Raw genomic sequence first — 12,992 nt, 5'->3', positions numbered from 1 at the left:
ACTTTTAAGTGTGAAAAACACATTCTCTGTATACTGTATTAGTGAGAAGCACACATCTGTATCATACAGATCACCTGGCTGTATCAGCTAAAAAAACTTAATTTTTCACCCATAATCGCTTATAATCTTCGGCAAAACTCCTAAATGTTGTTGGTTTTCGTTTTAATATCTGCTCGATATCATTTGTTACTTTTTTTGCACTCCCCATTCTTGTGATGAAATAAAGCATCGTCATTACATTTGCGAAATTTTTATTTACACCTTTTTCAATTGTTTCTTTTCTAAATTTCATATAATTTATTTTGCGATATTGTATCGACCTTTCCAACACTTCGGATAGTGCCTCAGCCACTGTATAATAATCAATTGCTACATCCCCGGTTAATGTATAAATGTTATTTTGATCAGGATCCTGATTAGCTATTACTTCTGTTGCAACATCTGCTATATCTCTCGTGTCAACAAAACTAGTTATCGCATTACCAACTGGGACCGCAATCTCATCTCGGTATAAAATATCGTTGCGATGTGTTGTACTTAAATTTTGCATAAAAAAACTCGGGCGTAAGAATGTATAGGTAATATGTAAGTCTTTTATCATTTCTTCAATTTTTCGATGTGGTGCAATTGGATTCTTTTCAACACCCAAAAGAGACACAAAGACAATATGCTTGATTCCTTTTTCCTTAATGTATTTTAAAAAGGGATACATATCCTTTTTAGGCGAGGCTAGTTGTGGTGGTCGAACCAGAAATACTCTATCGACATCTATTAATACTTCATTAAAAGTTTCACTATTAAGAAAGTCGAACGGAACTACTTCTTGCAATTCCGAAATAGACTCTCTTTTATCAGCCTTTCTACTTGCGCAGACTATTTCAACACTTTTATCTAACAACCCCTCTACAACATACCTTCCGATATTACCCGTATATCCAGTAATCAAAACCTTCCCCATTAAAACACTCCCTTTTTTATTTTTTATTGTTTTCGTAATATTTAAATTGACTATTTATATAGACTACTACGCAAAATATATAAAGTGCGCAATAACTTACCCGCTATGGAAGCAGGTGGTTTGGTGGGGCGAGTAACCGCAGCCCCACGGGCCAAAAATCCATTTTTAGAAGTGCTCTTCTTCTAAAAATTAGTTGAGGCCTTGCGTGCTGAAAGTGAGCCAATTTCATTTGAGGAGCGGATAAGAAAGTTTCACCATGTCACATCATATATCAACTACGACATTACAATGTTACAAACCAAGGAAATGTGCTTACTTTTTTGACTTTTCTATAATTTTCTTCAGAACGTTTCTTGCTATTTCTTTTTCACTGCTATCTAAATCTTCAACTAAAAAATTAATTGTTTGACTCGCTTCTTTTTTTAATGGCTCTATTAAGGGCTTCGCTTGATCAGATAATGCAATAAATGATGAACGTCCATCTTTAGGATTTGGTTTTATTGTAATGTATCCCCTTAGATTTAATCGTTTTATTATATTAGTGATGGTTGGCCGATCACTATCCAACTTTTCTGCAATATCTTTTGGTTTTACTTGCTCATCACCATCCTGACCTCGGATATACAAATCAAATAATACTGCCCATTGTGTAGCTGTTATATCATATTGATTTAACCGTTCATTTAACAGTCTTTTAGCAGATAAAGAAGCTTTTGAGAGTAAATAACCTAAATCTTCATCCATTAACCTTCCCCCCCCTAACGTAATATAGTTAGCGCACTAACTATATTACCATGATAATAGCTTATTGTCGTCTTTGACAAATAAAAAAAAGCTTTCAAATGAAAGCTTTTTACTCGTATGTAACATTGAGATCAGTTGATTCATAAAAAGTTTTTTTGGCCTGATTAAATGCTTCTGTTTTTTCATTAAAGGTATCATTTGCCTCAATTACTAGTTGATACTGGGCATTGATTTTTTCAATTTGATCTGATATTGCATCTTCTTCTACATCTTCTTGTTTTAACATATTATATAATTCTTCATCATATTCCAATGATGTTGCATAAGCGTCATGAAGTGTTTGATAAGCTTCATATCTTTCGTCCATCTTATCAACAAGTTCTCTAGCCTTTTCTTGCAATGACTCATCTTCTAACTCTTCAATCATTGGCTCAATTTTATCAAATTCTTCCTTAGCACTTTCTATACTCGATGCTTCAGTTTCAAGAATTTCTTTTCTCTCTTCAATCGATGCTAAAGCTTCATCTGCTAAGCTAGAAATTTGATCAAACTCTTCCATACTTAATTCACTGATTTCTTGATACAGTGCTTGCTCTTCTTCTTCTAATTCAGTTAATGGTTCTTGCTGGGCTACAAAATCACTCTCAAGTTCAACAGCTTCTTCTAAGTGAACATACATATCATCTATAGTTGATTCTCCCGAACATGCAGCTAAAAATGTGACACTTAAAATCCCAATAATAAATAATTTTAATCGCATAATATGCCTCCTCCTCGTGTTGCTCTATTATATTTTTTACATTTGTGAAAATAGTATAACATATCTTGTTATATTACTAATACCAATTTTATAAAAGTTCTGTTGATTCTTAGGAAAAACTTTTTTGTACCATTATATAAATTAATTATGTTACACTATGTAACAGTTAAAACACTTTCAAGGAGCGTGACACAGTTGATTACCATGGATGATATTGTGCGTGAAGGTAACCCAATTTTAGAACAGGTTGCACCAGAAGTTGAACTTCCCGCAAATAAAGAAGACAAAAGTACATTGCAAGAAATGTTACAATTTCTTAAAAATAGTCAAGATCAAGAACTTGCTGAAAAGTATAAATTACGACCGGGTGTTGGTATTGCCGCACCACAAATTGGCATTTCAAAACGAATGATCGCACTTCATTTTGAAGATTTTGATGGAAATTTATATAGCGAGGGGTTATTTAATCCAAAAATCATAAGCCATTCTGTTGAAAAGACATATCTTTCTAGCGGCGAAGGATGCTTATCTGTAGATCGAGAAGTTCCGGGTTACGTCCCTAGATATGCACGGATTACTGTTAAAGCATTTAATCTAGATGGGGAACCTGTGAAGTTTCGTTTGCGAGGTTACCCCGCTATCGTTATGCAACATGAAATTGACCATCTAAACGGGATCATGTTTTATGACTATATTAACACTAACAACCCGTTTGCTGAACCTGAGAACGCAAAACCATGTGATACAGAATAGACTTAACGTTACGTAAATAGTAAGCTTTAAGTACACATTCGGTCTTTAAGTTTATATTTTTACTGGCTATATATATTTTTATTTGATAAGAAAACACACTCCTTTCGTATAAGTTTCGTCAAACAGGCGAAAAATAACTAATAATCGTACTTTTATTAAAATTTTTGTATTAGTTAGAACGTTTCTGTTTCCAAAATGGCAATTCCATACTATACTAATAAGTAAGAGGGATTGGATCGGTTATTTGTTTATGCTTTTCTTTAACTAATCGAAAGGAGCTGTGCAGCTAATGTTGAAGCGGCTGAGAGAAAAGCTTAGAAAACGGTGGAAAAAACTACTAGGTCAAAATCGCGTTCCGAATGCTATTAAGAAAACTGTCGATAAGTAAGGACATCATTATCAGATTTGCATTCCACATCTTAAACAATGCTATGTAATAAAAGATGTACTCTAAAAACAACAGAAATAGAATTAAGGAGAGATTGAATGATTTACAAAGTTTTATATCAAGAATTATCTAATGAAATACCAGTAAGAGAAAGAACAGCAAGCCTTTATTATGAGGCAGAAACCGAAAGACAAGTAAGAGAAGAGTTAGCGACTCGCAATCTTAATATTGAATTTATCCAGCCATTAAATGATGCACACCTAGATTATGAAAAACAGTCTGCTCATTTCGAAGTGGAGAACGTATAACTTATGAAATTCGTAAAAAATGATCAATCGGCTGTATTTGCATTAGGTGGATTAGGAGAAATCGGAAAGAATACGTATGGTATTCAGTTTCAGGATGAAATTATTTTAATAGACGCTGGTATTAAATTTCCTGAAGATGAACTATTAGGCATTGACTATGTCATTCCTGATTACACCTATCTTGTGCAAAATCAAGATAAAATTAAAGGGCTTTTTATCACACATGGTCACGAAGATCACATTGGTGGTATTCCATACCTATTAAGAGAAATCAATATTCCAATTTACGCTGGAAAACTTGCACTTGGATTAATTAAAAATAAACTAGAGGAACATGGTTTATTGCGAAACGCTAAGCTTCACGCTTTTCAAGAAGATGATATTATTAAATTCAGAAAAACATCTGTAACATTTTTTAGAACAACACATAGCATACCTGATTCATATGGAATAGTAGTAAAAACACCACCTGGAAATATTGTTCACACTGGTGACTTTAAATTTGACTTCACACCAGTAGGAGAACCTGCTAACATTGCTAAAATGGCTGAAGTAGGAAAAGAAGGTGTACTTTGCTTATTGTCTGACAGTACAAATAGTGAAGTGCCTGGCTTTACAATCTCTGAAAGTGTAGTAAGTGATAGCATTAATGAGATTTTTACACGCGTTGACGGAAGACTCATCTTTGCAACATTTGCTTCTAACATTTATAGATTACAGCAAATAGTTGATGGCGCCGTTAAAAATGGTCGTAAAGTTGCGGTTTTCGGAAGAAGTATGGAAGCATCGATTGCGATTGGACGTGAACTCGGTTATATTAAAGCACCTGAAAATATATTTATTGATGCACATCAAATCAATCGTCTTCCAGCCAATGAAGTAACAATTCTATGTACAGGCTCTCAAGGTGAACCAATGGCGGCCTTATCAAGAATTGCAAATGGAACACACCGACAAATCCAAACAATCCCTGGCGATACGGTCGTATTCTCATCTTCACCAATTCCTGGAAACACAGTAAGTATTAATAGAATTATTAACAAGCTTTCACACAATGGTGCAGAGGTTATCCATGGTGCTTTAAATGATATTCATACATCAGGCCATGGTGGACAAGAAGAACAGAAGTTAATGTTACGTTTATTACGTCCAAAATTCTTTATGCCGATTCATGGTGAGTATCGTATGTTAAAAGAACATACAAAACATGCAGAAGCTTGTGATGTGGCACCTGGCAACTCATTCATCATGGATAATGGTGATGTATTAGCACTCGGTAAGGAAAAAGCTGCTGTTGCTGGCAAGATTCCTTCAGGCGCTATATATGTAGATGGTAGTGGTATCGGTGATATCGGTAATATAGTATTACGTGATCGTCGTATTCTATCAGAAGAAGGGCTTGTAATTGTTGTTGTGAGCATTAATATGAAAGAATTCAAAATTGCTTCTGGACCAGATATCATTTCAAGAGGTTTTGTCTATATGAGAGAATCTGAAGACTTAATTAATGAAGCACAAAAGCTTGTATCTGCTCATCTGGATAAAGTAATGGAAAGAAAGACAACACAATGGTCTGAAATTAAAAATGAAATAACAGATACCATTGCACCATTCTTGTTTGATAAAACAAAGCGTCGTCCGATGGTTCTACCAATTATTATGGAAGTTTAATATTTGTGTAAAACAAAAAAACCGGGGATCCCCCGGTTTTTTGTTTATTTATTCATCATCTACGACTAAATGTTTTTCAAATCGAGAAATATCTTTATCTGCCCCTATTACAATTAAAATATCTCCTGGTTCAATTACTTCTGTTGCCATAGGTGAAACATTAATTTCATTTGTTTTTCCATGTTTAATTGCTACAACGTTACATCCATAATTAGCACGGATATCTAAATCAACTAAATTCTGTCCAATCATTTTAGTGCCGGCTTTTACCTCAACAATGCTATGGTCATCAGACAATTCTAGGTGATCTAATATATTATTGGATATGATACTGTGCGCGATCCTTCTTCCCATATCTCTTTCCGGATGCACTACTTGATCAGCACCAATTTTATTTAGAACTTTTTCATGATAATCATTTTGAGCTTTCACCGTTATTTTTTTTATTCCTAATTCCTTTAACATCAATGTTGTTAAAATACTTGCTTGAATATTATCACCAATAGCAACTATAACATGGTCAATATTTCGAATACCCAATTCCTTCAACACTTTTTCATCTTGCGCATCTGCTATTACCGCATGTGACGCTATTTCCTTAAATTCGTTAACTTTCTCTTCTTGTGTATCGATTGCAAGCACTTCCATGCCTTCTTCGCTTAATTCTCGGCAAATGCTACCGCCAAAGCGACCTAATCCTATTACTGCAAACTCTCTTTTCATGGTTTTCCTCCTCGAACAACAATCCTGAGCATAGTCTATCATATTTTTCAAAAAATAGGGAGTACTGACTCTAATATTTTGTACAACTACACCTATTCATTACCCCTTACCTATCTGCACAGTTTATATAAATACGCATTAAGAAACTAAACCGTTTAGTCAGTGAATAGAATATAAGTTACCGCTCCTCAAATGAAATTGACTCCCTTTCCGCAGGCACGGCTTCAGCTAACTCGGAGGCGTTTTTTGCCTCCGAGTTAGGTCGAGTAAGCGGGAACACTTCTTGTTCCTGAAGTGTTCCTCACTCCTCACAGAACCGTGCGTGCGCTATTTACGCACACGGCTCTTCCTACCACCTTTCACAGAGTATAAGATATATGTTGCCTAAGATTATAGATGCTACCTTTTATTGTCGGCTTAGGTAATGGATATCTCTGAAGAAACAGTCGAAATTTATCCCAACTAAAGGATTTCCGTTGACTCCTTCGGTTCATCCATTTGAATAGCAGCAGTTCCACATGATACAGGAAGTACTTGACTGCTTTATAATTATCCGTAATACAATAATAATTATAGTATCCTACTAGCGATTGATGTATCCTAAGCATTATATTCTTTATGTCCATTGTTCGATGTGCTTTTAACCAGGCTTTATGTTGCTTCAATTTTGCATCCACTTTCTTTTTACTACTTTTCCGCTTTACTCTAAAGTTTCCTTTCTTGCTTTCCCCACAATAGTGTGTGAATCCAAGAAAATCGAACGTGGATGGTTTCTTCTTTCCATTCCGATTTGCATCTCTCAAAGCAAAGGGACCGAACGAAATAATCTTCGTTTTCTCTTCTGCAATTTCTAGTTGAAATTTGCTTAACCTTTGAATGAGCTCATCATAGAATAGGTTGGCGTCTTCTTTATACTGAAAGCAACACACAAAATCATCTGCATAACGCACCATATAAGCTTGTCCTTTGCACTTTTTCTTTACTACTTTTTCAAACCAGAGGTCCAAGACATAATGCAAGTATATATTCGCTAGAATAGGTGATATAACGCCGCCTTGCGGCGTTCCTTTGTCTGTATCAAAGTACTTTCCTTCTTCCATATAGCCACCTTTTAAGAATCTGGCTATAATACGAAGTAGTTTTGGGTCATTGATACGGTGACGAAGAAATTTCATCATCCAGTCGTGGCTTACATGATCAAAAAATCCTTTAATATCAGCATCTACTACATAATTCGTTTTTCTTCTTTCAATGTATACATTTAGAATCTTTAATGCATCATGACAGTTTCTCTGCGGTCGAAAACCAAAAGAGCAATCTAGAAAATCATTCTCATAAATAGCGTTTAAGATTCTAGTGATGCCTGATTGTACGATTTTATCTTCAAATTCCGGAATACCTAACGGTCGTTTCTTTATTGATCCTGGTTTTCCGATATAGGTACGCTTCACCGGTACTGGTCGATAGGCCATTTTCTTCAGTCGCTCAACTAGGTTCTCAATATTATTCTCTAGATTCTCTTCATACATTTGTTTTGTCGTGCCGTTTACTCCTGCTGCTTTACCTTTCGGTAATTGGTGATGGCATTGTTTTAAGTTGTCCTTATTTAGTAGATGGACTAATGATGTAAACACAAGGTTTTCATCTGTTTTAGCTAATTCTGTTATCCTATTAAGTTTCGTTTCCATAATTATACCCACCTCTGTGTATGGATTATGTTTCTCTATCAAGGTTGATGACAGGTAACAGCCTTTCCTCCATCAGAATTACCTGACTTCATTGGTACTATGCCGTTATCCGACTTCCTTTAAGCGTTTGGCAGCCCTCACTTTGTTATCGCTTGTTCGCCATTACTCTTCTGAAAGAGTTCAATCAGAGAGACCTAAAGGATCTCCCGAGTTGCCGTAACATATCAATGTGTAACGTGCCAAGGTCTTCGACTCCGGGGAAGTTATCCTTCTCTCACCATATACGAGAAGAATAATATTGTCTTCTGTGTCTCAGAACACATCGACCTTCCCAGTTTTGGGCACTTTTCGAAGCTCTATCCCTTCAACCATTTGGTTTTCGGCCCATTACCTAGCTGTCTACGCTTAAAGGCAGTATGTTACCATCTGCCCTCCAAGACTCGCTACAAGTGAATGGTTAGTTCTTACTTGACGGGAATCACACCCGTTATATGTTACGACCTATGCTCGGCCGCACCTGAGACTGAGCCCACGGAAAGAGAATCCATCTGATGACGTAGCGGGTAAGTAACTTACGTTACTAGTTAGCTAATGCGCATTTTATATCTAATACGCAATAAAAACCATCATAAAAATAACTGATATTAGTCAGTTAAAGGACCTAGACTCAAAGAAATCCCCATTACAAATTTGTAATGGGGACTATTCTATAATTCTTCTAGCATTTCAAATTGTGATTTAACTAAACCGTAATATTCGCCACGATGTTTCATTAATTCATCATGGTTTCCTTGCTCTAAAATTCTACCATGTTCTAATACAATAATATTATCTGCCTCTCGAATCGTTGATAGTCGGTGAGCAATCATAATAGCTGTACGTCCATGTAATAATTTTTTGAGTGCCTTTTGGATCTTAACTTCTGTTTCCGTATCAATACTTGCTGTTGCCTCATCAAGTATTAAGATACGCGGATTTGCTAATAAAGCACGTGCAAATGATAATAATTGTCTTTCACCTGCAGATAAAATGTTACCTCTCTCTTCCACTTCAGTCTCATATCCATCAGCTAATCTCAGAATAAAGTCATGGGCACCCACAACTTTTGCCGCTTCTTTCACTTCTTCATCAGTAGCTGTTGGTCTACCAAATCGGATATTTTCTATTATGGATCCTGAGAAGATAAACGTATCTTGTAAGACAACACTAATGTTATTCCTTAAGCTATCAAGCTTCATATCTCGTAAATCATTGCCATCGATTTTAACTGTACCTTTTGTCGGATCATAAAATCGGCTAATTAAGTTTGCGATTGTTGATTTACCTGAACCAGTGTGCCCCACCAGTGCGACTGTCTGACCAACTTTCATCTCTAATGAAATCTCATGTAAAGCAACACGATCATCGTCGTAAGAAAATTCAACATGATCAAATTCGATATGACCCTTCATATCAGTAAATTCTCGTGCATTTGCTTTTTCTTCAACATTCGGTTGTTCATCTAAAAATTCAAATATACGTTCAGATGAAGCCATCGCTACCAACAACTGATTATAAATTTGACCAAGACGTGAAATTGGCTCCCAGAACATTCCTAAGTAAAAGGCAAACGAAACAAAATCACCTATTTCTATTGTATTGTTAAGAATTAAATGCGCTCCAAATGAGATTAAAATAACAGTACCAATTGCATTACTCATCTCTACAAATGGTCCAAAATACGCACTCTTTTTCATGGCTAGACGTTCTGTTTCAAAGTTATCAGTGTTTACACCATCAAAGTATTCCGTATTTTCGCTCTCCTGTGAAAAAGATTGTGTAATCCGAATTCCTTGCATACTTTCATTTAAGTGTGAATTCAAGCGTGACTTTTGTATCCGAACATTTTGCCACGATCGACGAATATTTCTTCTAAGTTTAGTCGAAATATAAAACATAAGTGGTAGAATAATTAACACTGCCAGGGCAAGTTGTGGACTTAACGTAAATAATATTACAATAATACCTACCAACATCACTATATCCATCAATAAGTTAATAATCCCGTTTGTAAATAGCTCCTGTAGTGAATTAACATCATTTAGAATCCGAACTAAGATTGATCCAGCAGAACGCTTATCAAAAAAGTTATGCGACAAGCGTTGAACATGTGAGAATAATTGTCTACGCAGATCATGGATAACTTTTTGTCCTAAAATATTAACCCATTTTATCCTGAAATGGTTTCCTAGATAACTTAATACATACATAACAGAGATGATAATGATTAAATAGGTTAATAGTGTCACATTCTCATCTTTAATTGCTACATCTATCACCAATTGTCCGATTAAAATTGGTACTGCTAAACGAACCAGTGTAGTTATAAGCATTGCTAGCATTGCACCAGGTAGCAGTGTTTTTGCATATGGTTTTACATACAGCAATAATCTTGTCATCTGCTTCCAATTAAACGGCTTTTCCACAGCTCGATCTAATGGATAATAGAACCTTTTCAAGTGTGGACTTTGATATTTTTCTTTTTCTTGTTTAGCCAAATTACTCCCCCCTTTTTAATTTGTCATGATTGCTTTTTTATCTTGATATTGAATGTCATATATACGTTGATATGGTCCACCATTATCAAGTAATTGCTCGTGTGTACCACGTTCAACAATCGCTCCATCATCTAAGACTAGGATCTCATCCGCATGTTTTAAAGACGAAATACGGTGTGCGATTATAAATGTTGTTCGCCCTTGCATCACTTTCTTAAGTGCTTTTTGAATCTTAAATTCTGTCTCCATGTCAACAGCAGAAGTAGCATCATCTAAAACTAAGATACTTGGATCTATTAAAATTGCTCTTGCAATAGCTATCCGTTGCTTCTGACCACCAGATAAGCCCATACCTCTTTCCCCAAGCATCGTGTCATACCCTTGAGGCATTTCCATAATAAAATCATGCGCTTGTGCACCTTTAGCAGCTGCAATAATGTCATCCATTTCTGCTGTTGGATTTCCGTATGCAATATTGTCTCTAATCGATGTTGAAAATAAAAATGATTCTTGTAACACAAACCCGATATGACTACGTAATGCTTTAATGTTATAATCACTCGATGGTTTACCATCAATTAATACTTGACCAGACTGGGGTTCATAAAAACGCGTCATTAGTTGCGTTATACTTGTTTTCCCCGATCCTGTTGCTCCGATCAAACCGATAATTTTTCCAGGTGGTGCATCAAAAGTTATATTTTTTAATGCTACATCATCATCTTCTGTGTATTGTAATGTAACATTTTCAAAAGAAACATGCCCTTTAATCGAATCAGGTATAATAGCATCTTCTTTTTCATGGATATCTTCATCAGCTTCTAGAATTTCTAATAACCTTTCACCTGCTGCTTTCGCTTGAGAAAATTGGTTAACAATAAATCCAAGGTACATCAAAGGTCCTAAAATATAACTAACTAAACTAAAAAATGCAACTAATTCCCCTAGTGATAATGAATCATTGATAACAAGATAGCCACCAAAAATTAATAGAGCTACCATACAGAAGTTACCGATAAACTCCATAAAAGGAAAGTACTTTGCCCATAAATTAGAAGTCTTAATATTCACTTCTCGGTATTCTTTGTTATTCGTAGTAAAACGATCAATTTCAAAATTCTCTTTTGATAATGATTTAACCGTATTAATACCACTTACATTTTCTTGGATCCGTGTATTTAAGCGACCAAGCGTTTTACGTACTTTACGAAAAGCTGGGTGTACCTTTTTATCAAATCTGCGAACTACTACTGCTAAAAACGGCATAGCTGCCATTGTGACAAGTGCTAATGGCACAGAGTAGTAAAACATAACAGACAAACTAATTACTATCAGTAATACAATACGAACGAATTCTTTCAATCCAGCGGCTAAGAAAAATTTAAATCCTTCTACATCCATCGTAAGACGAGACATTAAATCCCCAGTTCTGGCATTGTCATAATACGTAAAAGAGAGACGTTGTAGTTTCTTATAAAGACCATCTCGTAATTTATAAACAGATGTAACGCCAAAAAGATCACCTAAGTATTGTTGTGAGAAATTAGCAATTCCCTTTATAATCATTAGTAAAAAGAAGCCAATAGCTAAATAAGGAATAAGTCCATATTCTCCATCTAATACAACATTATCAATTGTCTGTTGCAAAATAATTGGATATACTACTGTGATTGCCGTAACAATAATGACAAAAAATAAAGAGCCAAAAAAATATTTTTTAAATGGCCAATAGTATTGTTGTAATTTTTTAAACGTTTCCAATCAAAATCCCCTCCCCTTTTTTCTTTTTTCGTAACTATAAATATATCGGTTTCCGAAATAAATTACCACCATTTTGCTTTATTTTTTTAAAAAATTTTAAAAATCAGTCTTTAGACGGAAACATGATTTTTAATTTAATAAAAAAGATGCTCCTAAATTTCTGGAGCACCCTGTTTGTTATTTTTCATTATTTCCCAATACACGATTTACACGTTTACGAAGCATTTTCATGCCGCCACCGCCTGCTTGAAAATGACGAAGATTACCTTCTTCATCAAATACATAGTAAGCAGGAACATATTGATTTTCAAAGTTATCTGTTAAGGTATGTTTATTATCCACATAAATTGGTTGTGTAATGTCATGTTCAGCTGCAACTTCTTTGACCTGTTCTAGGTCTAAATCTTTTTCAGAACGCGGCATATGCACTGCGATTACGTTTAATTGATCTTTATATTCATCACGGAATTCATTTACATTTGGCATTGCTTCTTTACATAAACCACAACTTACAGACCAAAAATGTATAAGTGTTGGTTTATCTCCAACAAGATCTGCTTTCGTTACCTCTCCATTTAACCATTCTGTCGCGCCATCTAATTCTGGCATTGGGGTTCTTAATTTCATTACTGACAACTCCTTGATCTTTTATTAATTGGTTGCTTGTTTTAAAAAGGCCTAACATTTAGTTAGACCCTTTC

Annotated in this window: 11 protein-coding genes; 3 read left to right on the top strand and 8 right to left on the bottom strand. The window is 35.2% G+C overall.

What is annotated here, in order from left to right:
• Nucleotides 1-97 precede the first annotated feature (97 nt).
• The 3 genes from D2K40_RS03225 to D2K40_RS03215 form a co-directional block, all read right to left on the bottom strand.
• Nucleotides 98-958, bottom strand: coding sequence for an NmrA family NAD(P)-binding protein (locus D2K40_RS03225; RefSeq protein ID WP_117152932.1), 861 nt, complete (start codon nucleotides 956-958; stop codon nucleotides 98-100).
• Nucleotides 959-1,270: 312 nt separating this feature from the next.
• A complete protein-coding gene (locus D2K40_RS03220; RefSeq protein ID WP_117152930.1) occupies nucleotides 1,271-1,702 on the bottom strand; it encodes a MarR family winged helix-turn-helix transcriptional regulator in 432 nt (143 codons plus the stop codon).
• 109 nt (nucleotides 1,703-1,811) lie between these two features.
• The gene (locus D2K40_RS03215; protein WP_117152928.1) at nucleotides 1,812-2,462 is read right to left on the bottom strand and encodes a YkyA family protein; all 651 of its coding nucleotides are present in this window, start codon (nucleotides 2,460-2,462) and stop codon (nucleotides 1,812-1,814) included.
• 195 nt (nucleotides 2,463-2,657) lie between these two features.
• Here D2K40_RS03215 and def point away from each other — a divergent pair, with 195 nt between their 5' ends.
• From def to rnjA, 3 genes are all read left to right on the top strand, one after another.
• Nucleotides 2,658-3,215, top strand: coding sequence for a peptide deformylase (gene def / locus D2K40_RS03210; protein WP_117152926.1), 558 nt, complete (start codon nucleotides 2,658-2,660; stop codon nucleotides 3,213-3,215).
• Nucleotides 3,216-3,701: 486 nt separating this feature from the next.
• Nucleotides 3,702-3,911, top strand: a complete 210-nt coding sequence (locus tag D2K40_RS03205) for a DNA-dependent RNA polymerase subunit epsilon (protein ID WP_117152924.1) — start codon at nucleotides 3,702-3,704, stop codon at nucleotides 3,909-3,911.
• A 3-nt stretch (nucleotides 3,912-3,914) separates the two neighbouring features.
• Nucleotides 3,915-5,582: a ribonuclease J1 gene (gene rnjA, locus D2K40_RS03200; RefSeq protein WP_117152922.1), complete on the top strand. Its 1,668-nt coding sequence runs from the start codon at nucleotides 3,915-3,917 to the stop codon at nucleotides 5,580-5,582.
• Nucleotides 5,583-5,630: 48 nt separating this feature from the next.
• On the opposite strand, the gene D2K40_RS03195 is transcribed toward rnjA, so the two are convergent.
• From D2K40_RS03195 to D2K40_RS03175, 5 genes are all read right to left on the bottom strand, one after another.
• Entirely contained in the window at nucleotides 5,631-6,305 is a 675-nt protein-coding gene (locus tag D2K40_RS03195; protein WP_117152920.1) for a potassium channel family protein, read from the bottom strand.
• A gap of 359 nt (nucleotides 6,306-6,664) precedes the next feature.
• Nucleotides 6,665-7,993 carry a group II intron reverse transcriptase/maturase gene (ltrA, locus tag D2K40_RS03190; RefSeq protein ID WP_117152918.1) on the bottom strand — a complete coding sequence of 443 codons (1,329 nt, stop codon included), beginning with the start codon at nucleotides 7,991-7,993 and terminating at the stop codon, nucleotides 6,665-6,667.
• A 707-nt stretch (nucleotides 7,994-8,700) separates the two neighbouring features.
• On the bottom strand, nucleotides 8,701-10,530 hold the full coding sequence (locus D2K40_RS03185) for an ABC transporter ATP-binding protein (protein WP_117152916.1): 1,830 nt from the start codon (nucleotides 10,528-10,530) through the stop codon (nucleotides 8,701-8,703).
• Between the two features lie 15 nt (nucleotides 10,531-10,545).
• On the bottom strand, nucleotides 10,546-12,291 hold the full coding sequence (locus D2K40_RS03180; protein WP_117152914.1) for an ABC transporter ATP-binding protein: 1,746 nt from the start codon (nucleotides 12,289-12,291) through the stop codon (nucleotides 10,546-10,548).
• A gap of 177 nt (nucleotides 12,292-12,468) precedes the next feature.
• Nucleotides 12,469-12,918 (bottom strand): TlpA family protein disulfide reductase, encoded by a 450-nt coding sequence (locus tag D2K40_RS03175; protein WP_117152912.1) that lies wholly within the window; start codon nucleotides 12,916-12,918, stop codon nucleotides 12,469-12,471.
• Nucleotides 12,919-12,992: the final 74 nt, after the last annotated feature.

The organism is Paraliobacillus quinghaiensis (genome assembly GCF_003426025.1).
Classification (GTDB): domain Bacteria; phylum Bacillota; class Bacilli; order Bacillales; family Amphibacillaceae; genus Paraliobacillus_A; species Paraliobacillus_A quinghaiensis.
Note: the sequence above shows the minus strand (reverse complement) of the source record. Positions and strands in the feature narration are given on the sequence as shown.

Excerpts from the sequence above, each read along its gene's own strand:
- D2K40_RS03205 (WP_117152924.1), top strand. The coding sequence starts at position 3,702 with ATGATTTACAAAGTTTTATATCAAGAATTATCTAATGAAATACCAGTA.
- D2K40_RS03195 (WP_117152920.1), bottom strand. The coding sequence starts at position 6,305 with ATGAAAAGAGAGTTTGCAGTAATAGGATTAGGTCGCTTTGGCGGTAGC.
- D2K40_RS03175 (WP_117152912.1), bottom strand. The coding sequence starts at position 12,918 with ATGAAATTAAGAACCCCAATGCCAGAATTAGATGGCGCGACAGAATGG.
- D2K40_RS03225 (WP_117152932.1), bottom strand. The coding sequence starts at position 958 with ATGGGGAAGGTTTTGATTACTGGATATACGGGTAATATCGGAAGGTAT.
- rnjA (WP_117152922.1), top strand. The coding sequence starts at position 3,915 with ATGAAATTCGTAAAAAATGATCAATCGGCTGTATTTGCATTAGGTGGA.
- D2K40_RS03220 (WP_117152930.1), bottom strand. The coding sequence starts at position 1,702 with ATGGATGAAGATTTAGGTTATTTACTCTCAAAAGCTTCTTTATCTGCT.
- D2K40_RS03215 (WP_117152928.1), bottom strand. The coding sequence starts at position 2,462 with ATGCGATTAAAATTATTTATTATTGGGATTTTAAGTGTCACATTTTTA.
- ltrA (WP_117152918.1), bottom strand. The coding sequence starts at position 7,993 with ATGGAAACGAAACTTAATAGGATAACAGAATTAGCTAAAACAGATGAA.